This window comes from Micromonospora sp. WMMC241, from assembly GCF_027460165.1.
Lineage (GTDB): Bacteria > Actinomycetota > Actinomycetes > Mycobacteriales > Micromonosporaceae > Micromonospora > Micromonospora humi.
Genome location: NZ_JAPZBF010000001.1, coordinates 687,747 through 710,319, shown reverse-complemented (window position 1 = coordinate 710,319; position 22,573 = coordinate 687,747). Strand labels below are relative to the sequence as shown.

Genomic DNA, 22,573 nt, shown 5'->3' with positions numbered 1-22,573 from the left:
ATAACTCCCTTAACCGCGCGAACCGCTCAATCATTCCCATCTCGGGCCTGAACGCCCAATTTTATCGGCCTGTCCCAACTCCCGACTGTACCGGAGGTGGCCCAGGGCGGCTCGGCGAGCGGTTCAGCTCACCCGCCGCCGGGTGGCCCGGACGGCCACGTCGGTCATCGACAGGTCGGCCAGCTGGTCCCGGGTGAACCAGCCGGCCCGGGCGGTGGAGCCACCGGCCAGCTCGGTCACCACCGCCTCGGTCGGCACGTCCACCCGAACCCGGTAGATCACCCGGATGCCGTGCCAGTCCAGCGGGCGACCCTCCGGGCCGAGCGCGGCCGGCGTGTGCCGGCTGTCCACGGCGAGCAGCTCGACCACCCGACCCAGTTGACCGGCCTCCTCGACCAGCTCGCGGAGCAGCCCGGCGGCCGGCTGCTCGCCGTGGTCGGTGCCGCCTCCCGGCAGGTGCCAGAGGCCCGCGCCCGGATAGCCGTCGGCGATCATGGTGAGCAGCACCCGGTCGTCCGGGTCGGTGACCAGCCCGTACGCGGCGAAGCGCACGCGGCGGTCGGCGGACGGGCCGGCCGGGGCGGAGGGCAGGGCCCGGGGCAGGTCGGCCGGCAGCGGCGACACCGGCAGGCCGAGCAGCTCGGCGGTGAACGGCATCAGCGGACGGGCCGCGGCCTCCTCGGCGCTGAACCAGCCGACCTCGTCGCTGCCACCGGCCTCCTCGGGCCGCAGCCGTCCCCCTCGGGCCTCGACCTCGAAGATCAACCGGTCGGTGTGCACCGCCACGCCGTCAGGCGGATAGGTGGCCACGTCGGCGACCGCGTCGGCGAGCCTGCCGACCGCCACCGTCAGCCCGGTCTCCTCGGCGAACTCGCGTACCACCGCGTCGGCCGGGTGCTCGGCGTGCTCGACCCCGCCCCCCGGAAGCTGCCACACCCCCGGATACGGGCACCCCGCTCCCCCGCGAGCCAGCAGCACCCGCCCCCGCTCGTCCGACAGCAACCCGAACGCCGCCACCCGCCGCAGCCGTTCCACCACCCGGCACCTCCCCTTCCCCCTGCGTCGATCATGAACCTATTGCCCGCCGCAACGGCGTGTCGTGGCAATAACTTCATGATCACCGCGCCTGGCTAGGGCGGGGCGGGGCGGACGGCTAGAGGAGGTGGGCGGCCTGGACGGCCTCGGCGGTCACCTCGGTGAGGCGGTCGGTGGGGAGGGCGCCGAGTTCCTCGCGGCGGAACCAGCGGGCCTCGCAGGTGGAGCCGCCGACGTCCGCCACCGTGCACGGGGCGGGCTGGTCGACGACCACCCGGTAGAAGGCGCGGACGCCGTGCCAGTCGATCGGGTAGCCCTCCGGGCCGAGCGAGGCGGCGTCGCGGTGACTGGCCACCCCGAGCAGCTCGACCAGACGGCCGGTCTGCCCGGTCTCCTCGACCAGCTCCCGGATCAGCGCCGCGGCGGGCTGCTCGCCGTAGTCGGTGCCGCCGCCGGGCAGGTGCCAGCAACCGGCGCCCGGGTAGCCGTCGGAGACGCGGGTCAGCAGCACCCGCTCCTCCGGGTCGGTCACCACCGCGTAGGCGGCGAAGCGCTGCGCCCGGTGCAGCCCGTCCGGGCCGGGGACCGCGTAGAACGACGGGAACTCGGGGACCTCCTCCGGCACGACGTCGTCGGTCGAGGTGGGCAGGCCCAGGGCACGTGCGGTGAACGACCGCAGCGGCAGCTCCCGGGCCTCGTCGAGGGTGAACCAGCGGGCCAGGTCGGTGGGGCGGTCGATCCGCTCGGTGAGCGTCCCACCGCGCACCGAGACGGTGTAGAGCAGGCGGTCGGTGTGGATCGTGATTCGTCGCTCGGGCAGCGCCCGCATGTCGGCGAGCACGTCCTGCAGGCCGGCGACGGCGACCGAGAGCCCGGTCTCGGCCGCGGTCTCCCGGACGACGGTGTGCTTGGGGTCCTCACCATGGTCGACCGCCCCTCCGGGGAGGGACCAGGTGCCGGGGGTGCCGGAGCGCTCCGATGCGCGGACCAGCAACACTCGGCCGTTTGAATCAGCACAAACTGCGTATGCCGCGATCCTGCGCAGCGGCTCCAGCGAGGTGGTCACGGGAGCAAATTCTCCCCGGGCCGGGTTACCTCCATCGAAAAGAGTCAGATTCCTGACTCTTCGCTGGCGCCTCAGGGATGGATCAGGGTAGGCGTCCGGGCGGTCACCGAGGTCGCCCGCCGGACGACGCGGGACCGTGGACACATGACCTCCACGAACCCCTCCCAGGCCCCGTACAAGCAGCTCCGCCGCCCGGTCAGCGACCGCATGATCGCCGGGGTGGCCAGCGGGCTCGGTCGCTACTTCGCCCTCGACCCCACGCTGGTCCGGGTGGTCTTCGCGACCGCGACCGTGCTCACCGGCGGACTGGCCGCGCTCGCGTACCCGATCATGTGGTTCCTGATGCCCGAGGAGCCGGCCGGCGCGCCCGCCTGGCCGCACCCGCCGGGCACCGCGCCCGGGTGGCCGCCGGTCCCGCCGGCCGGGCCCGGCACTCAGGCCGGGCCGCCGCCGGCCGCGTGACCCGGCGTCACTCCCACTCGATGGTGCCCGGCGGCTTGCTGGTCACGTCCAGGACCACGCGGTTGACCTCGGCGACCTCGTTGGTGATCCGGGTGGAGATCCGGGCCACCACGTCGTAGGGCAGCCGGGACCAGTCGGCGGTCATCGCGTCCTCGCTGGAGACCGGGCGCAACACCACCGGGTGGCCGTAGGTGCGCCCGTCGCCCTGCACGCCGACGCTGCGGACGTCGGCCAGCAGCACCACCGGGAACTGCCAGACCCCCCGGTCCAGGCCCGCCGCGGTCAGCTCCTCCCGGGCGATCAGGTCGGCCTTGCGGAGCACGGCGAGGCGCTCCTCGTCGACCGCGCCGATGATCCGGATGGCCAGGCCCGGGCCGGGGAACGGGTGCCGCCACACCATCGCCTCGGGCAGCCCCAGCTCCAGGCCGATCGTGCGGACCTCGTCCTTGAACAGCGTGCGCAGCGGCTCGACCAGGGAGAACTTCAGGTCCTCGGGCAGACCGCCGACGTTGTGGTGGCTCTTGATGTTGGCGGTGCCGGTGCCGCCGCCGGACTCCACCACGTCCGGGTAGAGGGTGCCCTGCACCAGGAACTCCACGTCGCCGTGCGCGGCGATCTCCCGGGCGGCGGCCTCGAAGACCCGGATGAACTCGCGGCCGATGATCTTGCGCTTCTGTTCCGGATCGGTCACCCCGGCGAGCGCGCCGAGGAACCGCTCCCGGGCGTCGACCACCTTGAGCTTGATGCCGGTGGCCGCCACGTAGTCCTTCTCCACCTGCTCGGCCTCGCCGGCCCGCAACAGACCGTGGTCGACGAAGACGCAGGTGAGCTGGTCGCCCACCGCCCGGTGCACCAGCGCCGCCGCGACCGCCGAGTCGACGCCGCCGGACAGGCCGCAGATGACCTCCTTGTCACCGACCTGCTCGCGGATCCGGGCCACCTGCTCGTCGATGATGCCCTCGGGCGTCCAGGTCGGCGCGACGCCCGCGATGTCGTAGAGGAAGCGGGTCAGCATCTCCTGCCCGTGCGCGGTGTGCCCCACCTCGGGGTGGAACTGCACGCCGGCCCGCCGGCCGGCCAGGTCCTCGAACGCGGCCACCGGGGCGCCCGCCGACTCGGCGGTCACCGTGAAGCCGGCCGGCGCCTCGGTCACGCAGTCACCGTGGCTCATCCAGACCGGCAGGTCGGCCGGCAGGTCGCGCAGCAGCACGCCGGGCTCGGTCAGGCGCGGGCGCAGCGGGGTGCCGCCGTACTCGCGGTTGCCGGTGCGCGACACCGTGCCGCCGAGCGCCTGGGCCATCGCCTGGAAGCCGTAGCAGATGCCGAAGACCGGCACGTCGGCGTCGAACACGCCGGCGTCGATCTGCGGCGCCTCCGGGGCGTAGACGCTGGCCGGACCACCGGACAGGATGATCGCGGCCGGGTTCTTCGCCAGCATCTCGGACACCGGCATGGAGTGCGGGACGATCTCCGAGTAGACCTTCGCCTCGCGGACGCGGCGCGCGATGAGCTGGGCGTACTGGGCTCCGAAGTCCACCACGAGGACGGGGCGAGGCGTGCTCATGTGCGCAAAGCCTACCGACAGTCACGGGCCGCGCGGACGCGCCCCGGCGGCGCGTCGCTCGCCAGGTGTTAAGAAGGGGCCCCGCCTCTGCCGGAGGCGTTAACAGGGGGCCCCTCCTTTCACCTCAGCGCGGCGGGAGCGTGCGCCGGCACCGCGGGCGTACGCGGGGGCACCGGCGCGACGCGGCGGTACGCCGAGCCCGGTGCCGGCCGTGGATCCGCGTCGCCCTTGTTGGGCCAGAACGACATGGCGCGTTCGGCCTGGGCGGTGATCGTCAGCGACGGGTTGACGCCCAGGTTCGCCGAGACCGCCGCGCCGTCCACCACGTGCAGCCCCGGGTGGCCGTAGACCCGGTGCCAGGGGTCGACCACGCCGTCGGCCGCTGTGGCGCCGATCACCGCCCCGCCGAGGATGTGCGCGGTCATCGGAATGTTGAACGGCTCGGTCACCGCGCCGCCAGGGGTGCCGTCGATCTCCTCGGCGAGCAGCCGGACCGCCTCGTTGCCGGCCGGGATCCAGGTCGGGTTGGGCGCGCCGTGGCCGGGGCCGGAGACCAGCCGGCGCCCCCGCCAGCGGGTGGTCAGCGAGTTGTCGACCGACTGCATGACAAGCGCGATGACGGTGCGCTCGGACCAGCCGCGCACGGACAGCATCCGCGCGGCCAGCCCCGGCTGCCGGACGATGCTGCCCAGCCACCGCCGCACCCGGTGCGGCCCGCCGTCGACCAGCAGCGACTGGAGCAGGCCCATCGCGTTGGAGCCCTTGCCGTAGCGGACCGGCTCGATGTGGGTCTGCGGGTCGGGGTGGAACGAGCTGGTGATCGCCACCCCCTCGGAGAAGTCCAGACCGCGTCGGCGGGCCGCCCCGGAGCCCACCGAGGCGCCGAGGATCGCCTCCGAGTTGGTCCGGGTCAGCTCGCCCAGCCGGGGTGAGAGCGCCGGCAGCGCCCCGGTCGCCTTCATCTCGTGCAGCAGCCGCTGGGTGCCCAGCGCGCCGGCCGCGAAGACCACCTGGTCGGCGTGGATCACCGCGCGGCGCTTGCGCAGCCAGGCCCCGGTGCGCTCGGTGTGCACCGCGTAGCCGCCGGCCTCCTCCGGCCGCACGGCGGTCACCGTGGTCAGCGGGTGCACCTGCGCCCCGAGCCGCTCGGCCAGCCAGAGGTAGTTCTTGACGAGCGTGTTCTTGGCACCGTGCCGGCAGCCGGTCATGCAGGAACCGCAGTGGCTGCACCCGGTGCGGTCGGGCCCGACGCCGCCGAAGTACGGGTCCGGCACCCGCTGCCCGGGCCGGCCGATGTGCACACCGACCGGCGTCGGGTGGAACGTGTGGGCCACCCCCATCCGCTCGGCCACCGCCCGCATCGCCCGGTCCGCGCCGGTGTCGATCGGGTACGTGGTGACGCCGAGCATCCGCTTCGCCTGGTCGTAGTGGCGGGCCAGCTCGTCGCGCCAGTCGGTGATGTCCCGCCACTGCGGGTCGGCGTAGAACGCGTCCAGCGGCTCGTAGAGCGTGTTCGCGTAGACCAGCGACCCGCCGCCCACCCCGGCGCCGGAGAGCACCATCACCCCGCCGCCGGCCTTCCGGTCGGCGGAGCGGAGCAGGGTGATGCGTTGCAGCCCGAAGCAGCCGAGCTTCGGCGCCCAGAGGAACCGCCGCGCCTGCCAGGACGTCTTCGGGAACTCGTCGTCGGCGAAGCGCCGGCCGGCCTCCAGGAGGCCGACCGAGTAGCCCTTCTCGGCCAGCCGGAGCGCGGTGACGCTGCCGCCGAAGCCCGAACCGATGACGACCACGTCATAGCGCATGAACGCATCATTACCGACGGGTAGCTATGGCGCCAGCACGACTTTTTCGCAGATCATGCAGAGCGCTCCGGCCGCCGGTGCAACCTTCGGCGCCCCCGGACGCGTCGAATCCCACGGGGAGAGGAAAGAACGCGTGACGAGACGACGCCTGCTCGGCCTGGCCGCCCTGGTGGCGGCGCTGCTGGTCGCCGGCGGCACGGTGGTGACCACCCGGCTGGTCGGCAACCACTCGCCGACCCGGGCCGCCGCGCCGGCCACCTCGTCACCCGGCTCCCCCACGCCGGCGCCGACCACGGCCAGCCCGACCCCGCCGCCCGGCGCCGACCTGACCGGCCCGCTCAACCTGATGCTCGTCGGCGTCGACACCCGGGTCAGCATCCCCGGGTGGGAGCCGCACGCCGACGCCGTGCTGGTGCTGCACGTACCGGCCGGGCTGGACCGGGCGTACCTGTTCTCCCTCCCCCGCGACCTGGTGGTCGACATCCCGGCCTTCCCGAAGGCCCGCTACCCGGGCGGGAAGACGAAACTCACCCACGCGATGAGCTACGGCAGCCGGGTGCCGGGCGACAAGGCCCACCCCAGCACCGCCCAGGGGTACGAGCTGCTGCGCGCCACCGTCTCCCGCTACACCGGGCTGCGCATCGACGCCGGTGCCGTGGTCACCTTCGGTGGCTTCGACAAGCTGGTGGACACGCTCGGCGGCGTCGACCTCTACGTCGACCAGAAGGTCGCCTCCAGGCACCGCCGCCCGGACGGGAAGATGCGCCCGCTGGGCGGCGGCGGCTACACCGGGCCGCAGATGGTCTACCAGAAGGGCAACCGGCACCTCATCGGCTGGCAGGCGCTGGACTACGCCCGGCAGCGCTACACCGCCGGCGGCGACTACACCCGGCAGCGGCACCAGCAGCAACTGCTCCGCGCGCTCGCCCGCAAGCTGCTCGACCAGGGCGCGCCCCGCGACCCGCAGCGGGTCGAGCAGGTGGTCGCCGCGCTCGGCAAGACCCTGGTGTACGTCGGCGGCGGGCGGAAGCTCGTCGACTTCGCGTACGCCCTGGGTGGCATGCCGGCGGACCGGATCACCCTGGTCGGGTTGCCCGGCACCGGGGTGGGCAGCGGCGGGGCCTACCGGGGCGAGCAGCTCCAGAAGCCGGGCCGCGACTTCCTCACCGCGCTGCGCGGCGGCAAGGCCGACGCGTTCCTGGCCGCCCACCCGTCCCTGCGCGTGAAGACCTGAGGTGTCAGGCGGGGCCCCGCCTTACTTCGCCTTGGGTGCGGGGGGTCGTTCGGTGCCGAACAGCCAGGCGTCGAAGAGCTTGTCCAGCTTCTTGCCGGACACCCGCTCCGCCAGCGCCACGAAGTCCGCCGTGGCGGCGTTGCCGTTCTTCCGCTCCGCCGCCCAGGTCTTCAGGATGGTGAAGAACGCGGTGTCGCCGACCGCCAGCCGCAACGCGTGCACGGTCATCGCACCGCGCTCGTAGACGGACCGGCCGAACAGGTTCTCCACCCCCGGCTTGCCCGGCGGCGTCCGCCACACCAGACCCGAAGCCGCCGCGTACGTCTGCTCGAACGTGCGCTGGACGGTCGACGACCCGCTGTGCTCGGCCCACAGCCACTCCGCGTACGTGGCCAGGCCCTCGTTGAGCCAGATGTCCTGCCAGCGCTGGATCGAGACGCTGTCGCCGTACCACTGGTGGGCCAGCTCGTGCGCCACCACGTCGGTGTTGTCGCCCCGCCGGAAGAAGCTGGCGGCGTAGACCGGCCGGGCCTGCGTCTCCAGCGCGTACCGGATCCGGTCGTCGGCGACCACCACGCCGCCGTACGCGTCGAACGGGTACGGCCCGAAGATGCTCTCCAGGTAGTCGGCGACCTCGACGGTGCGGGCGATCGAACGGTCCGGCGCGCCGCCCTCGGGCAGCTGCGCGGCGACCGCGCTGAAGACCGGCCGTCCCTTGTGCTCGGCGGTGGTGACCCGGAACTTGCCGATCGCCACCATGCTCAGGTAGCTGGCCATCGGCGAGCCCTCCGCCCAGCGCCAGGTGGTCCAGTCGCCGGCCGTCGACTTCCCCTTCGGCACCCCGTTGGAGACCGCCGTGAGCCCCTTCGGCACGGTGACCTCGACGTCGTAGGTGGCCTTGTCCGACGGGTGGTCGTTGACCGGGAACCAGGTGCTCGCCGACTCCGGCTGGCCGAGCGCGATCGCCCCGTCCGTGGTGTGCAGCCAGCCGCCCTCGCCGAGCGCCTCGGTGCGCAGGGCCGCCGGCCTGCCGTCGTACCGGATCTCGGTGACGAAGCCGTTGCCGGAGGTGAGGCCGGTGGCGGGCGTGACGACCAGCTCGTCGTCGGTGCGGGCGTGCCGGGCCGCGGCGCCGTCCACGGTGACCGAGCGGACCGTCAGCCCGGCCAGGTCCAGGTTGAACGCGGACAGGTCGGCGGTCGCGGTGGCCCGCACCGTGGTGGTGCCGGTCAGCTTGTCGGTCTCCGGGTCGTAGCGCACCTTGATCGTGTAGTTCGCGACGTCGTAGCCGCCGTTGCCGTAGCTCGGGAAGTAGCTGTCGCCGACGCCGGCAGCCCCGGGCGCGAAGCTTCGGGTGGCGGTCGGGCCGGGCTCGGTGGGCGCCGCCGCGCTCCGGTCCGGCTCGGCCGATCCGCAGCCGGCCAGCAGCAGCGTCCCGCAGGCCAGCAGCCCGAGCCGTCGTCGTCCGCCGCGCCGCGCCATCGCCTCGATCCCTCCCGGGGCCCGAACGGCGGCCCTGCCCGCGGGCCGTTCCGCCCGCGGCAGCCTACCGAGTGTCGATCACGTCCGCGTCACGGCAGGCCCGGCGGCGTCGCCCCGATCAACCAGGTGTCCAGGAGCGCGCGCAGCGGCCGGCCGGCGGCCCGTTCCGCGTACCCGATGAAGTCCGCGGTGGTGGCGTTGCCGTCGCGGCGCTGCGCCAGCCACCCGCGCAGGACGCGGTAGAACGTCTCGTCGCCGAGCGCGCGGCGCAGCGCGTGCACCGCGAGCGCGCCCCGCTGGTAGACCGCGTCGCCGAACATCCCGGCCCGGCCCGGGTCGACCGACGGCTTCGACCAGTCGGTGGCGGCGTAGCGGTCGGCGACGGTCCGCGCCACGCTCCGCCCGCCGTCGTGTTCGGCCCAGAGCCATTCGGCGTACGTGGCGAAGCCCTCGTTGAGCCAGATGTCGCTCCACCGGGCCACCGACACGCTGTCGCCGAACCACTGGTGGGCCAGCTCGTGCGCCACCACCTCGGTGTTCGGCCGGCCGCTGCGGAAGAAGCCCGGCCCGTAGACCGGGCGGGTCTGGGTCTCCAGCGCGTACCGGATCCGGTCGTCGGCGACCGCCACGCCGCCGTACGCGTCGAACGGGTACGGCCCGAAGCGGGCCGCCAGGAAGTCGACGACCTCGCCGGTGCGGGCCACCGACGCGGCGGCCGGCCCGTCCGCGGGCAGCGCCGCGGCGACGGCGGTGACCAGCGGCTTGCCGGCGTGCGTGCCGGTGGTGACCCGGTAGTCGCCGATCACCAGCGTGGTCAGGTAGCTGGCCATCGGCGAGCCCTCCGCCCAGCGCCAGGTGGTCCGGCCGCCGGCGCTCGTCCGCCCCTTCGGGACGCCGTTGGAGAGCGCGGCCAGCCCGTCCGGCACGGTGACCACGACGTCGTAGGTGGCCTTGTCCGACGGGTGGTCGTTGACCGGGAACCAGGTGCTGGCCGACTCCGGCTGGCCGAGCGCGATCGCCCCGTCCGGCGTGTGGTGGAACCCGCCGTCCCCCAGCTCGGCGGCGGGCAGCGGCCGGGGCACCCCGCCGTACGCCACCTCCACGGTGAACCGCTTCCCGGCCGGCAGCCCGCGCGCCGGCGTCACGACCAGCTCCGCGCCGTCGTGCCGGTGCTTCGCCGGCTCGCCGTCGACCCGGACCCGGTCCACGGTGAGGCCGGCCAGGTCGAGCTGGAACCGCGACAGCGCCTGGGTGGCGGTGACGGTCAGCGTGGCCGTGCCGGTGAGCCGGTCGTCCGCCGGCTCGTAGCGGACGTCCAGCGCGTAGTGCCCGACGTCGTAGCCGCCGTTGCCGGCCCCCGGCACGTACGGGTCACCGGCGTCCGCGGCACCGGGCCGGAACCCGTCGCCGTCGTCGCCGCCCGTGCACCCGCCGAGGGCGAGCGCCACCGCCAGCACGCCCGCCGTCCACACCCGCCTGTGCGCCATCCCCCGACCCTAGGTGACCGGGCGGCGCCGGCCGGTGGAGTCGCGGTGAAGCGGCGGCGCGTCAGGGACGGTCCAGGACCAGGCCGACCTTCTGGAACTCCTTGAGGTCGCGGTAGCCGCACTTCGCCATCGCGCGGCGCAGGCCGCCGAAGAGGTTGAGCTGGCCGTCCGGCTCGTCGGCGGGGCCGAACAGCAGCCGCTCCATCGAGCCGATCGGCTCGCCGGCCACCTCGAACGCCCCCCGGGGCAGCGACGGGTGGCTGGCGGCGGAGTGCCACCAGGCGCCGCCGGCCGGGGCCTCCTCGCAGAGCGAGAGCGGCTCGCCGAGCATCACCGCGTCCGCGCCGCAGCCGAGCGCCTTGGCGATGTCGCCGGAGGTCTGCATGTCGCCGTCGGCGATCAGGTGCACGTACCGGCCACCGGTCTCGTCGAGGTAGTCGCGGCGGGCCGCGGCGGCGTCGGCGATGGCGGTGGCCATCGGCACCCGGATGCCGAGCACCGACTCGGTGGTCGACCAGTCGTCGCCGCCGATGCCCACGATCACGCCGGCCGCGCCGGTGCGCATCAGGTGCAGCGCGGTCTTGTAGTCGGTGCAGCCGCCGACGATGACCGGCAGGTCGAGGTCGGCGATGAACTCCTTGAGGTTCAGCGGCTCGTCGGTGGTGGAGACGTGCTCGGCGGAGACGAGCGTGCCCTGGATGACCAGGATGTCCACGCCGGCGTCGAGGATCACCGGGGCCAGCGCCAGGGTGTGCTGCGGCGAGACCCGGACGGCCACCGTGCCGCCGCCGGCCCGCAGCTCACGGACCCGCTCGGCGATCAGGTCGGGGCGGATCGGCTCGGCGTAGACCTCCTGGAGGCGCTTGGTGGCCCGGGCGTCCTCGCCGAGGCCGGCCAGCTCCTCCAGGATCTTGGTGGGGTTCTCGTAGCGGGTCCAGAGGCCCTCGACGTTGAGCACGCCGAGGCCGCCCAGCTCGCCCAGGCGCACCGCGGAGGCGGGGCTCATGGTCGCGTCCGAGGGGTGCGCGACGCAGGGGATGCCGAACGGGTAGGCGTCGAGCTGCCACGCGGTGGAGACGTCGTCGACGTCCCGGGTGCGGCGGCTCGGCACGATGGCGATGTCGTCCAGGTGGTAACCGCGCTGCGCGGTCTTGCCCAGCCCGATCTCGACCACGTCACGCATGGGGACTCCAGATGTGTTCGGGGGTGGAGGGAGAGGTCAGCGGGTGTGGTAGTTGGGCGCCTCGACGGTCATCTGGATGTCGTGCGGGTGGCTCTCCTTGAGCCCGGCCGCGGTGATCCGGATGAGCTGCCCACGCTCGTGCAGCTCGGCGATGCTCTCCGCGCCCGCGTAGCCCATCGCGAGTCGCAGGCCGCCGGTGAGCTGGTGCGCGACCTGGGCGAGCGGGCCACGGTAGGGCACCTGACCCTCGACACCCTCGGGGACCAGCTTCTCGTCGTTGGTGACGTCCTGCTGGAAGTACCGGTCCTTGGAGTAGGACTTGACCTGGCCGCGGGACTGCATCGCACCGAGCGAGCCCATCCCCCGGTACGCCTTGTACTGCTTGCCGTTGACGAAGATCAGCTCACCGGGGCTCTCCTCGCAGCCGGCCAGCAGGCTGCCGAGCATCACCGTGTCGGCGCCGGCCACCAGCGCCTTGGCGATGTCGCCGGAGTATTGGATGCCGCCGTCACCGATCACCGGCACGCCGGCCGGGCGGGCGGCCCGGGCCGCCTCCATGATCGCGGTGATCTGCGGCACGCCCACCCCGGCCACGATCCGGGTGGTGCAGATGGCGCCCGGGCCGACGCCCACCTTGATGCCGTCGGCGCCCGCGTCGACCAGGGCCTTCGCCCCCGCGTAGGTGGCGATGTTGCCGCCCACGATGTCGATGGTCACGTCCCGCTTGAGCCGGGCGACCATCTCCAGCACGGCCCGCTGATGACCGTGCGCGGTGTCCACGATCAGCACGTCGACGCCGGCGTCGACGAGCGTGCGCGCCCGCTTGTAGGAGTCCTCGCCCACGCCGATCGCGGCGGCGACCCGGAGCCGGCCCGCCTCGTCCTTGGTGGCGTCCGGGTACTGCTCGCTCTTGGTGAAGTCCTTGACCGTGATCAGGCCGCGCAGCTTGCCGGACTCGTCGACGATCGGCAGCTTCTCGACCTTGTGCCGGCGCAGCAGGGCGAGCGCGTCGTCCTTGCTCACCCCGACCGGCGCGGTGATCAGCGGGGTCCGGGTCATGATGTCGCGGACCGGCGTGGCCGGGTCGGAGACGAAGCGCATGTCGCGGTTGGTGACGATGCCGACCAGCTGCCCCTGGCCGTCGACGAGCGGGACGCCGGAGATGCGGTAGCGGCCACAGAGCGCGTCGACGTCGCGGAGCGTGTCGTCCGGGCTGGCCGTCACCGGGTTGGTGATCATGCCGGACTCGGAGCGCTTGACCAGGTCGACCTGGAGCGCCTGGTCGTCCACGGAGAGGTTGCGGTGCAGCACGCCGATGCCGCCCTGACGGGCCATGGCGATCGCCATCCGCCCCTCGGTGACGGTGTCCATCGCGCTGGAGAGCAGCGGCACGGTCAGCTCGATGTTGCGGGTGAGCCGGGTGCGGGTGTTGACCCGGCTGGGCACGACGTCCGACTCGCCGGGCTGGAGGAGCACGTCGTCGAAGGTCAGCCCGAGCGGCACCACCCGGGCGGAGCCGGCCGGCAGCTCGGGCAGATGGCCGCCCAGCTCGCCGCCGTCGGGGCCGGTCGGGATCTCGGTGCTGGGCGAATTCTCCACGATTGCTCCCCTGAGCTGGTCGAACGGGCTGCAGCGAGGTGGCGCGCGCGGGCAGGGGCGCGCACCGGGGTGACGGCGCGTCGCCTCATCGTACCCACTGGCCCGGTCGGTCCCGGGCAGCGGCGGGCCCGGGGTAGGCCGGGCCACAGCGCGGCCGGGGGCGGGCTTTCCGGCGGCGCGGGGTCTACGGTGAGAGGGTGCACGACGAGCCCATCGACCCGTTCAACGGCGACCCGGCCGATCCGGCTGCCGGCCTGCACGACTCCGGCGAGGAGGAGACACTCGACCCGCTGACCGAGGTCGAGCGGCAGGACGTCCTGGAGGATCTCGCCGATCTGGAGATCTACCAGGCCCTGCTCCAGCCGATCGGGGTGCGCGGCCTGGTGATCGAGTGCGAGGACTGCCGCGAGCCGCACTACTTCGACTGGGACCTGCTCCGGGGCAACCTGCGTCACCTGCTCAACTCGGGGCGTCCCCGGGTGCACGAGCCGGCCTACGATCCCGATCCCGACCACTACGTGAGCTGGGACTACGCCCGCGGCTACGCGGACGGCGTGCACGACACGCTCACCGAGGGCACGGACGACACCGCCCAGGAGTGATCCGGCCGCCGCTCAGGCGACCAGGCCGGCCCGGAAACCGGCGGCCACCGCGTGCGCGCGGTCCCGCGCGCCGAGCTTGCGGAACAGCCGCCGGGCGTGCGTCTTGACGGTGTCCTCGGAGACGAACAGCTCCCGCCCGATCTCCGCGTTGCTCTTGCCCTCCGCCATGCCGAGCAGCACCTGAAGCTCACGCTCGGTGAGCCCGATCGCGCTGCGCGGCGTCCGCGCCGGGCGCTGGCCCGGGCTCGGCTGGGGCGTCTCCGAACCCTCCGCCGCCGGGTCGTTGGCGTCCTCGCCCCGCTGCACCGGCACCATCGTGGGCAGGCCCGCGGCGTCCACCGGCGCCGCCGCCGGCCAGCCCGGCCCGCCCGGGGTACGCCCCGGCGCGGTGGCCCGGGTCGGCCCGCCGACCGCCGCCGCGTCCCGGGCGGTGTCGGCGACCCGGTGCCGGTTGGTCCGTCCGGGGGCGGAGAGCAGCAGCAGGGCCTTCGCCACCGCGCTGGTCAGGTCGTGGTCGGCATTCTGGATCAGACCGCGCGCCCCGGCGCTGATGGTGGCCGCCGCCGCCTCCGACTCCTCGGCGCCGAGCAGCAGCACCGCGGCCTGCGGCGCGCGGGCGAGCACCCGACGGACGAAGCCCGGGCTGTCCGGTCGGGTCAGGGCGGTGTCGGCGAGCACCACGTCGACCGGGCGCTCGGCCAGCCGCAACATCACCTCGGGATCGGAGACTGCCGTCCGGACGACGCCGGACAGCCCGAGCCGCGCCGCCGCGGAGGTCAGATGCTGGGCCGCCAATGGTGTCCGAACGCATACAAGAACGCTACGCACTGTGGTCTCCTCTCCGACTCAGAGCAGACCACGTGCGGGTGGGGTCGGGTGGGGGTTCCGAGCAATCATCCGAACTTTTCCGACAGATGGGGCATATGCCACGGACTGTCCGAGGTTTTCGATCACAGATGTGTGAGCCGGGGACGGCTCGGGTACCGAGTCGTTCATCCGGAACCGGCATCCCGCGCGGACCGCCGCCCGGTAGCTGGCCACGAACATTCTCCGCGGTGCCGCGCGGGAGGAGGGGTGCTGATGTCGAACGTACGTAGGCTGCCTGGACCCATCGTCGACCTCTGGGACTGGCAGCGGCTCGGCGCTTGCCGGGGCCGCGACAGCGCCCAGTTCTTCCACCCGGACGGCGAGCGCGGCTCGTCCCGACTGCGCCGCGAGACCGGCGCGAAGACGGTCTGCGGCACCTGCCCGGTGCGCGCCGAGTGCGCCGCCCACGCCCTCGCCGTCCGTGAGCCGTACGGCGTCTGGGGCGGGTTCAGCGAGTCCGAGCGGCTGCGGCTGCTCGCCCTCGGCTGGGAGGACGCCGCCGACCGCCGGCAGTCCCGGGTGGACGTCGCCCGGCTCGAGGCCCGCCTGGGCCGCGCGCACAAGACCGCCGTCCCCGACCAGCGCAAGGTCGCCTGACCCCTCCGCACGCCTCGACGCCGCGCCTCCGACCCCGGGGGCGCGGCGTCGTGTCGCGTCCACGCCCTGGTTCCGCGGCCCGACATCGTGCCGCGTCACGCCCTGGTTCCGCGGCCCGGCATCGCCGCCGCTGGCGGCGCCCCGGTGGAGGTCCCTCGATGACAGCCTTTGGAGCTGATATCGGGAACGACTCAGACCAGACCGGCGTGGCCTCGGGCCCGTCCGGAGGCGAGCCCGGAGCGCGACCCGAGCGCTCGCCTCCGGCCCATGGCCGGGCTCCGGAACCCGCTGCCGAGCGCCCACGGCGGGTTGGTACCTGAGTCGTTCCCGATATCAGCTCCAAAGGCGGTCCACCGAACAGCACGGCCGCACGCCGCCCGAGCCGCTGACGCGCCGACCACCCGCCCGCCCGGTCAGGCCACGGCCAGACCACGCGGTCAGGCCACGGTCACCTTGACGGTGTGCCAGCCGGTCGCGCCGTCCGGGGCTACCGGGCTGCGCCGCTCCGGCTGCGTCTCGCCGGCCGCGTCGGTGGCGCGTACCTGGAGGGTGTGCTCGCCGGGGGTGGCGTCCCAGCGCCACGACCACTGGACCCAGGTGTCCGACGACACCGCCGGGGCGAGCGTCGCCTCCCGCCAGGGGCCGTCGTCGACGCGTACCTCGACGCGGCGCACGCCCAGGTGCTGCGCCCACGCCACGCCGGCGACCGTCACCGGGCCGGCGGACGGGCGGCTGCGGGCCCGGGGCGTGTCGATCCGGGACTGCGTCTTGATCGGGCCCTGGGCGGACCAGCCGCGCGGTACCCAGTACGCGTCGAAGTCGGCGAAGCTGGTCAGCTCCAGCTCGGTCAACCACTTGCACGCCGAGACGTACCCGTAGAGGCCGGGCACCACCATCCGCACCGGGAAGCCGTGCTCGACCGGCAGCGGCTCGCCGTTCATCCCCACCGCGAGCAGCGCGTCCCGCCCGTCGCGCAGCACCGAGGTGGGCGTGCCGCAGGTCCAGCCGTCGGCCGACCGCCCGACCACCTGGTCCGCGCCCTCCTCCGGGCCGGCCTCGTCCAGCAGCTCCTTGATCGGCACGCCGAGCCAGCGGGCGTTGCCGATCAGATCGCCGCCCACCTCGTTGGAGACGCAGGCCAGCGTCACGTACCGCTCGACCATCGGCCGGGCCAGCAGCTCGTCGAAGCTCAGTTCGATCGGGTTGCGGACCCGGCCGTGGATGCGCAGCTTCCAGGTGACCGGGTCCACCTGCGGCACCACCAGCGCGGTGTCGATCCGGTAGAACTCCCGGTTCGGGGTGACGTAGGGAGCGAGCCGGGGCAGGGACAGGTCCGCGCCGGCCGGCACCGGCGGGGCGGGCACCGCCGGGGCGGGCAACGTCACCGCCTCCCGCGCCGCCGACACACCACGTCGGCCGGCCAGCCAGTGCCCGCCGAGGCCGGCGACCGCCGCCGCGCCGGTCAACAGGCCGGCGCCGCGCAGGAACCGGCGCCGCGACTCCTGGTCACCGCCCTCCATCGGCTCCCAGCCGCCCGGATGCTCCTCCTCGCGCGCGAGCGCGGCGGCCACCGACGGTGGCGGCGTGGGCCGGGACGCCGGCTCCGGCATCGCCGAGGGCAGCGGAGGCCCGGCCGGCGACGCCGATCCGGTGCCCGCCGGGGCGCGGTCGGCCCGCAGCGGGCCGGCCACGAACGCCCAGAGCGTCAGCCCGCCGAGACCGGCGCCGACCAGCGACGGCAGCGCGTCGAACCCGTCCGCGCCGGGCCGGGTCAGCGCGGCGGTCACGCCGAGCGCGGCGAACGCGGCGATGCCGGCCAGGCCCAACGCCAGCCGTCGGGCCGCGGCCAGGCCGAGCAGCGCCGCGAAGCCGCCCAGCAGCAGCGCCGTGCCGACCAGCAGCGCGATCTTGTCGTACCTGCCGAAGACGTCGATGGCGAACTGCTTGAGCGGCTCGGGCACCAGGTCGACCACGAGGCCGCCGACGGCGATCAGGGGGGCGGACCGGGGACCGGTCAGGACGGCCACCGGTTCGGCGACGCCGAGCGCCACCACGGCGGCGACGACACCGGAGAGTGCCGCGTGGCGGCGGGAGATCGGGCTCACCCGGCCCAGTGTGGTCGACCGGTCGGGCCGGTTGCCAATCTCGTCAGCGTTCCGTAAGCGGATGGGCGTCGGGGCACACCGCCGGCTCGGCGATGTGCCCCGACGTCGGGCCTTACTCCTCGGGTCAGAAACCCGGGCCGTGCTGGTGGCCGTGGCCGTGCGAGTGGCCGTGCCCGCCGGCGGCGGCCGGCTCCGGCTCGGCCGGCTTCTCCACCACGAGGCTCTCGGTGGTGAGCAGCAGGCCGGCGATCGAGGCGGCGTTGGAGACCGCGTTGCGGGTCACCTTCACCGGGTCGAGGATGCCGGCCTTGGCCAGGTCGACGTACTCGCCGGTGGCGGCGTCGAGGCCGGTGCCCCACTCCTGGCCGACGACCTTCTGCACCACCACGTAACCGTCGTGGCCGGCGTTCTGGGCGATCCAGCGCAGCGGCTCGACCAGCGCCTTGCGCACGATCGAGACACCGACCTTCTCCTCGCCGGTGAAGCCCAGGTCGTCGTCGAGCACCGGCAGGATCTGGGCCAGCGCGGCGCCGCCGCCCGGGACCGTACCCTCCTCGACCGCGGCCTTGGTCGCGGCGATGGCGTCCTCGATGCGGTGCTTGCGCTCCTTCATCTCGACCTCGGTGGCCGCGCCGACCTTGATCACCGCGATGCCGCCGGAGAGCTTCGCCAGACGCTCGGAGAGCTTCTCCCGGTCCCACTCGGAGTCCGACGCCTCGATCTCCTTGCGGATCTGGGCGACCCGGTCGGCGACCTCGGTGGACTGGCCGCCACCGTCGACGACAGTGGTGTTCTCCTTGTCGACCACGACGCGACGGGCGGTGCCGAGCACCTCCAGGCCGACCTGGTCGAGCTTGTAGCCCAGCTCCGGGGCGACCAGCTCGGCGCCGGTCAGGACCGCCATGTCCTGCAGCATCGCCTTGCGGCGGTCGCCGAAGCCGGGCGCCTTCACCGCGCAGACCTTGACGGTCTTGCGGATGGCGTTGACCACCAGCGTGGACAGGGCCTGGCCCTCGACGTCCTCGGCGATGATGAGCAGCGGCTTGTTGTTCTGGAGGACCTTCTCCAGCAGCGGCAGCAGCTCCTCGATCGCCGAGATCTTCTGCGTGGTGATCAGGATGTACGGGTCCTCCAGGACCGACTCCTGCCCCTCCACGTCGGTGACGAAGTTCGGCGAGATGAAGCCCTTGTCGAACTGGAGACCCTCGGTCACGTCCAGCTCGGTGGTGAGCGCCGAACCCTCCTCGACGGTGATCACACCGTCGCGGCCGACCCGCTCCATCGCCTCGGCGATCAGCTCGCCGATCGCGGCGTCCTGCGCGGAGACGGTCGCCACGTGCGCGATCGACTCCTTGCTGGCGACCTCGACGGCCTTGCCGAGCAGCGCCTCGGAGACCTTGGCGGCCGCCGCGTCGATGCCCCGCTTCAGGCCGGTCGGGTTGGTGCCGGCGGCCACGTTGCGCAGGCCCTCGCGGACCATGGCCTGGGCCAGCACGGTCGCGGTGGTGGTCCCGTCGCCGGCGACGTCGTTGGTCTTGGTCGCCACCTCCTTGACCAGCTGCGCGCCGAGGTTCTCGTACGGGTTGGTGAGCTCGATCTCCTTGGCGATGGTCACGCCGTCGTTGGTGATCGTGGGCACACCGAACTTCTTGTCCAGGACGACGTTGCGCCCGCGGGGGCCGAGGGTGACCTTGACCGCGTCCGCGAGGGCGTTGACACCGTGCTCGAGCAGGTGCCGGGCGTCATCCGAGAAGCTCAGGATCTTTGCCATCAGTATCCCTTCGAAGCGACGTTGCCCCGGCCCGGCGAGCCGGACCGGGGCAACGACACTGATCGGTTGCTTACTTCTCGATGACCGCGAGGACGTCGCGGGCGGAGAGCACCAGGTACTCCTCGCCGGCGTACTTGACCTCGGTGCCGCCGTACTTCGAGTAGAGAACGGTGTCGCCGACCTTCACGTCGACCGGCACGCGGTTGCCCTTGTCGTCGATCCGGCCCGGGCCGACAGCGAGGACGGTGCCCTCCTGCGGCTTCTCCTTGGCGGTGTCGGGGATCACGATGCCCGAGGCGGTGGTGGTCTCGGCCTCGTTCGCCTGCACCACGATGCGGTCCTCGAGCGGCTTGATCGCAACCTTGGTCGCGGTAGTCACGGGCATACCCTCCTGGGGTACTGGGTGTCGTTACCGGTCGGCGTGCCGACCAGCGTCAATCTGCCACATGCCACCGGGCGGGGCCGTCGTCGCGGGTGCCGGTCCGCCTGGCGTTCAACCGCCGGACACCAGGGCCCGGAGGTTGGCACCCTCAGGGTGAGAGTGCTAATCGCAGGTTATTCCTCGGCTAGCACTCCGTCAAGGAGAGTGCCAGCGTCGCGCCCACCGTGTCGCCGCCGGACCGGGTCGGGAGAATGGTCGGGTGGATCTCGACCAGCTCGCCGCGCTGCGTACCCCCGAGGGGTCGGCCGCGCTCGCCGCCGCGGCGGAGGTGGCCGGCGGCGACCCGCTGTCGGCGGCGGCCGCGCTGCGCTCGGCCGAGATCCCGGGTGGACTCGCGGCGGCGGCGCTGACCCAGGCGGAGCTGCGCCGCCGGGCCGCCGGCAAGTTCGGCGCGGCGGCGGCCGGGATGCTCCTCACCCGAGCCGGACTGGAGCAGGCCACCCGCCGGGTGGTCGCCGACCGGCGGGCCGCCCGGTTGCGCGCCGCGGGCGTGACCCGCCTCGCCGACCTGGGCTGCGGGCTGGGCGCCGACGCGCTCGCCGCGGCCCGCGCCGGCATCCGGGTGTACGGGGTGGAGGCCGACCCGGTGACCGCCGCGATGGCCGCCGCGAACGCCGAGGCGGCCGGGCTGGCGGATCTGGTCACGATCGAGTGCGGCGACGCCACCGCGTTCGACGTGCGCCGGGTGGACGGCGCGTTCTGCGACCCGGCGCGCCGGCGGGCCGGCACCGGTCGCCGCATCTTCGACCCGAACGCCTACTCCCCGCCGTGGGACTTCGTCACCGGGCTGGCCGCGCGGGTGCCGCACACCGTGGTCAAGGTGGCGCCCGGGCTGGACCACGCGCTGATCCCGGCCGGCGCCGAGGCCGAGTGGGTGAGCGTGGACGGCGACCTGGTGGAGGCCGCGCTCTGGTGCGGCCCTCTCGCCGGCGTCCCCCGCCGCGCCACAGTGCTGCGGGAGAAGGAAGGGCCCCCTGTTAACGCCTCCGGTAGAGGCGGGGCCCCCTGTTATCACCTCACCGGAACCGGCGCGGAGGACGCCGCGGTCGGCCCGGTCCGGCGGTTCCTCTACGACCCGGACCCGGCGGTGGTGCGCGCGCACCTGGTCGCGGAGCTGGCCGCCGACCTCGACGCCACACTCGCCGACCCGACGATCGCCTACCTGTACGCCGACGAGCCCAGGTCGACGCCGTTCGCCCGCTGCCTGGAGATCACCGACGTGCTGCCGTTCTCGTTGAAGCGGCTACGTGCCCTGTTGCGGGAACGTCGGGTCGGCCGGGTGGAGATCCGCAAGCGGGGGTCGGCGCTGGAGCCGGAGAAGCTGCGCCGCGACCTGCGGCTGGCCGGCGACGAGGCGGCCAGCCTGGTGCTGACCCGGGTGGCCGGCGCGCCCACCGTGCTGATCTGCCGCCCGGTGCCGACCGCCGGCTGACCGGACGGTTCCGGCTCGCCGGGCGGCGGTCGCCGGGTTAGCTTGACCCTCATGGCGGGACAGGGCACTCCGGCGACCGCGCTGCTGACCAGGCGGAAGATCGCGCACACCACGCACCCGTACGACGTGTCGCCGGACGCGCCGAACTACGGCGCGCTGGTCGCCGCCGCGCTCGGGGTGCCACCGGAGCGGGTTTTCAAGTCGCTGGTCGCCGAGGTCGACGGCAGGCTGACCGTGGCGGTGGTGCCGGTGACCGGGGAGCTGGACCTGAAGGCGCTGGCCGCGTCGGTCGGCGGCAAGCGGGCCGCGTTGGCGGACCGGGCGGTGGCCGAGCGGACGACCGGATACGTGCGGGGCGGGATCAGCCCGCTCGGGCAGCGCAGGGCGCTGCCGACCGTGGTCGACGCGTCCGCGCTGGATCACCCGACCGTCTATGTCTCGGCCGGCCGCCGAGGTCTCCAGGTGCAGCTTGCGCCGGCCGATCTGGTGGCGCTGACCGGGGCCGTGACCGCCCCGATCGCGGCCGGCTGAACCGGACGTCTGGGAGCGTTTCCGCAGCCGGTGTCGGTGAGGTGACAACCGCGTTGCTGAATTGTTACCGCCGCCAACAAACTTCTGACCTCGGCACTCTTGCGGAGCGCGGGAAGCGCGGAATACGTTGCCGGACACAACAAAACACTGGACGCAACTCCCCCCACCCCCCGAAAGGACCCGTGCACATGCGCAAGGGCTTCCTCACCTTCGCGGCCGTCGGTCTCCTCGCGACCGGCAGCATGGCCGCCTGTGGTGACAACGGCGGTTCTTCCGACCAGGCCGGCGGTTCGAACGACAAGAAGCCGAAGATCGGCGTGATCCTGCCGGACAGCAAGTCCTCCGCCCGCTGGGAGGGCGCGGACCGCAAGTTCCTCAAGGCGGCCTTCGACGCCGCCGGCGTCGAGTCCGACATCCAGAACGCGCAGAACGACAAGACCGCGTTCCAGACCATCGCCGACCAGATGATCACCAACGGCGTGAACGTGCTGATGATCGTCAACCTGGACTCCGGCACCGGCAAGGCCGTGCTCGACAAGGCCAAGTCGCAGGGCGTCGCCACCATCGACTACGACCGGCTGACCCTGGGCGGCTCCGCCCAGTACTACGTCAGCTTCGACAACGAGGCCGTCGGCAAGCTCCAGGGCGAGGGCCTGAGCAAGTGCCTGACCGACAAGGGCGCCAAGAACCCGTCGATCGCGTACCTCAACGGTTCGCCGACCGACAACAACGCCACCCTGTTCAAGAACGGGTACGACTCGGTGCTCAAGCCGAAGTTCGACGCGAAGGAATACACCAAGGTCGCCGACGACCCGGTGCCGGCCTGGGACAACGCGCAGGCCGCCACCATCTTCGAGCAGCAGCTGACCAAGGCCGGCGGCAAGATCGACGGTGTGCTCGCCGCCAACGACGGCCTCGGCAACGCGGCCATCTCGGTGCTGAAGAAGAACAAGCTCAACGGCAAGGTCCCGGTGACCGGTCAGGACGCCACCAAGGAGGGCCTGCAGAACATCCTCGCCGGTGACCAGTGCATGACCGTCTACAAGGCGGTCAAGAAGGAGGCGGACGCCGCCTCCGAGCTGGCCATCGCGCTCGCCAAGGGCGAGAAGAAGGACACCGGCCAGACCGTCAAGGACCCGGAGGGCAACCGGGACGTGCCGGCCGTGCTGCTGGAGCCGAAGGCCATCTACAAGGACAACGTCAAGGACGTCGTGGCCGACGGTTACGTCACCAAGGAAGAGCTCTGCACCGGTGCGTTCGCCAAGCTCTGCACCGACGCCGGCGTGAGCTGACCCACCCCGCCTCAGGCGGC

General features: G+C 73.3%; 19 protein-coding genes. 7 read left to right on the top strand and 12 right to left on the bottom strand.

The window, feature by feature from the left end; translation table 11 throughout:
- Positions 1 to 123 precede the first annotated feature (123 nt).
- The gene (locus O7598_RS03500) at positions 124 to 1,038 is read right to left on the bottom strand and encodes an NUDIX domain-containing protein (protein WP_269689988.1); all 915 of its coding nucleotides are present in this window, start codon (positions 1,036 to 1,038) and stop codon (positions 124 to 126) included.
- A gap of 115 nt (positions 1,039 to 1,153) precedes the next feature.
- On the bottom strand, positions 1,154 to 2,101 hold the full coding sequence (locus O7598_RS03495; protein ID WP_269689987.1) for an NUDIX hydrolase: 948 nt from the start codon (positions 2,099 to 2,101) through the stop codon (positions 1,154 to 1,156).
- 144 nt (positions 2,102 to 2,245) lie between these two features.
- Between O7598_RS03495 and O7598_RS03490 the strand changes: the two genes are divergently transcribed.
- Complete coding sequence (locus O7598_RS03490) at positions 2,246 to 2,563, top strand: PspC domain-containing protein (protein WP_091066049.1); 318 nt, start codon at positions 2,246 to 2,248, stop codon at positions 2,561 to 2,563.
- A 7-nt stretch (positions 2,564 to 2,570) separates the two neighbouring features.
- On the opposite strand, the gene guaA is transcribed toward O7598_RS03490, so the two are convergent.
- Together guaA and O7598_RS03480 are read right to left on the bottom strand one after the other, a co-directional pair.
- Entirely contained in the window at positions 2,571 to 4,127 is a 1,557-nt protein-coding gene (gene guaA, locus O7598_RS03485) for a glutamine-hydrolyzing GMP synthase (protein ID WP_269689986.1), read from the bottom strand.
- 119 nt (positions 4,128 to 4,246) lie between these two features.
- Positions 4,247 to 5,929, bottom strand: coding sequence for an FAD-dependent oxidoreductase (locus O7598_RS03480; RefSeq protein ID WP_269689984.1), 1,683 nt, complete (start codon positions 5,927 to 5,929; stop codon positions 4,247 to 4,249).
- Positions 5,930 to 6,062: 133 nt separating this feature from the next.
- On the opposite strand from O7598_RS03480, the gene O7598_RS03475 reads away from it, so the two are divergent.
- Positions 6,063 to 7,163: an LCP family protein gene (locus O7598_RS03475; RefSeq protein WP_269689983.1), complete on the top strand. Its 1,101-nt coding sequence runs from the start codon at positions 6,063 to 6,065 to the stop codon at positions 7,161 to 7,163.
- Between the two features lie 21 nt (positions 7,164 to 7,184).
- Here O7598_RS03475 and O7598_RS03470 read toward each other — a convergent pair whose 3' ends face one another.
- The 4 genes from O7598_RS03470 to guaB all read right to left on the bottom strand — a co-directional run bounded on the left by O7598_RS03470 (position 7,185) and on the right by guaB (position 12,914).
- Positions 7,185 to 8,645 carry a M1 family metallopeptidase gene (locus tag O7598_RS03470; protein ID WP_269689982.1) on the bottom strand — a complete coding sequence of 487 codons (1,461 nt, stop codon included), beginning with the start codon at positions 8,643 to 8,645 and terminating at the stop codon, positions 7,185 to 7,187.
- Between the two features lie 89 nt (positions 8,646 to 8,734).
- The gene (locus tag O7598_RS03465; RefSeq protein WP_269689981.1) at positions 8,735 to 10,132 is read right to left on the bottom strand and encodes a M1 family metallopeptidase; all 1,398 of its coding nucleotides are present in this window, start codon (positions 10,130 to 10,132) and stop codon (positions 8,735 to 8,737) included.
- 61 nt (positions 10,133 to 10,193) lie between these two features.
- The gene (locus O7598_RS03460; protein WP_269689980.1) at positions 10,194 to 11,315 is read right to left on the bottom strand and encodes a GuaB3 family IMP dehydrogenase-related protein; all 1,122 of its coding nucleotides are present in this window, start codon (positions 11,313 to 11,315) and stop codon (positions 10,194 to 10,196) included.
- A gap of 36 nt (positions 11,316 to 11,351) precedes the next feature.
- Positions 11,352 to 12,914, bottom strand: coding sequence for an IMP dehydrogenase (guaB, locus tag O7598_RS03455; RefSeq protein WP_091066024.1), 1,563 nt, complete (start codon positions 12,912 to 12,914; stop codon positions 11,352 to 11,354).
- A 197-nt stretch (positions 12,915 to 13,111) separates the two neighbouring features.
- On the opposite strand from guaB, the gene O7598_RS03450 reads away from it, so the two are divergent.
- Complete coding sequence (locus tag O7598_RS03450) at positions 13,112 to 13,516, top strand: DUF5319 domain-containing protein (protein WP_269689979.1); 405 nt, start codon at positions 13,112 to 13,114, stop codon at positions 13,514 to 13,516.
- A gap of 12 nt (positions 13,517 to 13,528) precedes the next feature.
- Here the strand turns inward: O7598_RS03450 and O7598_RS03445 are convergent, their stop codons facing one another.
- Positions 13,529 to 14,344, bottom strand: coding sequence for a helix-turn-helix transcriptional regulator (locus O7598_RS03445; protein WP_269689978.1), 816 nt, complete (start codon positions 14,342 to 14,344; stop codon positions 13,529 to 13,531).
- Positions 14,345 to 14,596: 252 nt separating this feature from the next.
- On the opposite strand from O7598_RS03445, the gene O7598_RS03440 reads away from it, so the two are divergent.
- The gene (locus O7598_RS03440; RefSeq protein ID WP_269689977.1) at positions 14,597 to 14,980 is read left to right on the top strand and encodes a WhiB family transcriptional regulator; all 384 of its coding nucleotides are present in this window, start codon (positions 14,597 to 14,599) and stop codon (positions 14,978 to 14,980) included.
- A 437-nt stretch (positions 14,981 to 15,417) separates the two neighbouring features.
- On the opposite strand, the gene O7598_RS03435 is transcribed toward O7598_RS03440, so the two are convergent.
- The 3 genes from O7598_RS03435 to groES all read right to left on the bottom strand — a co-directional run bounded on the left by O7598_RS03435 (position 15,418) and on the right by groES (position 19,241).
- Entirely contained in the window at positions 15,418 to 17,085 is a 1,668-nt protein-coding gene (locus tag O7598_RS03435; RefSeq protein WP_269689976.1) for a sulfite oxidase, read from the bottom strand.
- A 124-nt stretch (positions 17,086 to 17,209) separates the two neighbouring features.
- The gene (groL, locus tag O7598_RS03430; protein WP_269689975.1) at positions 17,210 to 18,856 is read right to left on the bottom strand and encodes a chaperonin GroEL; all 1,647 of its coding nucleotides are present in this window, start codon (positions 18,854 to 18,856) and stop codon (positions 17,210 to 17,212) included.
- A 70-nt stretch (positions 18,857 to 18,926) separates the two neighbouring features.
- Positions 18,927 to 19,241 carry a co-chaperone GroES gene (groES, locus tag O7598_RS03425; protein ID WP_088998427.1) on the bottom strand — a complete coding sequence of 105 codons (315 nt, stop codon included), beginning with the start codon at positions 19,239 to 19,241 and terminating at the stop codon, positions 18,927 to 18,929.
- A gap of 256 nt (positions 19,242 to 19,497) precedes the next feature.
- Between groES and O7598_RS03420 the strand changes: the two genes are divergently transcribed.
- From O7598_RS03420 to O7598_RS03410, 3 genes are all read left to right on the top strand, one after another.
- Positions 19,498 to 20,730 carry a THUMP-like domain-containing protein gene (locus O7598_RS03420; RefSeq protein ID WP_269689974.1) on the top strand — a complete coding sequence of 411 codons (1,233 nt, stop codon included), beginning with the start codon at positions 19,498 to 19,500 and terminating at the stop codon, positions 20,728 to 20,730.
- 51 nt (positions 20,731 to 20,781) lie between these two features.
- Complete coding sequence (gene ybaK / locus O7598_RS03415; RefSeq protein ID WP_269689973.1) at positions 20,782 to 21,261, top strand: Cys-tRNA(Pro) deacylase; 480 nt, start codon at positions 20,782 to 20,784, stop codon at positions 21,259 to 21,261.
- A gap of 188 nt (positions 21,262 to 21,449) precedes the next feature.
- Positions 21,450 to 22,553, top strand: coding sequence for a sugar ABC transporter substrate-binding protein (locus tag O7598_RS03410; RefSeq protein WP_269689972.1), 1,104 nt, complete (start codon positions 21,450 to 21,452; stop codon positions 22,551 to 22,553).
- The last annotated feature ends 20 nt before the right edge of the window (positions 22,554 to 22,573 follow it).

What these genes read in the sequence shown, in the direction of transcription:
- O7598_RS03490 (WP_091066049.1), top strand. Translation starts at nt 2,246, where the DNA reads ATGACCTCCACGAACCCCTCCCAGGCCCCGTACAAGCAGCTCCGCCGC.
- guaA (WP_269689986.1), bottom strand. Translation starts at nt 4,127, where the DNA reads ATGAGCACGCCTCGCCCCGTCCTCGTGGTGGACTTCGGAGCCCAGTAC.
- O7598_RS03480 (WP_269689984.1), bottom strand. Translation starts at nt 5,929, where the DNA reads ATGCGCTATGACGTGGTCGTCATCGGTTCGGGCTTCGGCGGCAGCGTC.
- O7598_RS03470 (WP_269689982.1), bottom strand. Translation starts at nt 8,645, where the DNA reads ATGGCGCGGCGCGGCGGACGACGACGGCTCGGGCTGCTGGCCTGCGGG.
- O7598_RS03465 (WP_269689981.1), bottom strand. Translation starts at nt 10,132, where the DNA reads ATGGCGCACAGGCGGGTGTGGACGGCGGGCGTGCTGGCGGTGGCGCTC.
- O7598_RS03460 (WP_269689980.1), bottom strand. Translation starts at nt 11,315, where the DNA reads ATGCGTGACGTGGTCGAGATCGGGCTGGGCAAGACCGCGCAGCGCGGT.
- O7598_RS03440 (WP_269689977.1), top strand. Translation starts at nt 14,597, where the DNA reads ATGTCGAACGTACGTAGGCTGCCTGGACCCATCGTCGACCTCTGGGAC.
- groL (WP_269689975.1), bottom strand. Translation starts at nt 18,856, where the DNA reads ATGGCAAAGATCCTGAGCTTCTCGGATGACGCCCGGCACCTGCTCGAG.
- groES (WP_088998427.1), bottom strand. Translation starts at nt 19,241, where the DNA reads ATGCCCGTGACTACCGCGACCAAGGTTGCGATCAAGCCGCTCGAGGAC.
- ybaK (WP_269689973.1), top strand. Translation starts at nt 20,782, where the DNA reads ATGGCGGGACAGGGCACTCCGGCGACCGCGCTGCTGACCAGGCGGAAG.
- O7598_RS03410 (WP_269689972.1), top strand. Translation starts at nt 21,450, where the DNA reads ATGCGCAAGGGCTTCCTCACCTTCGCGGCCGTCGGTCTCCTCGCGACC.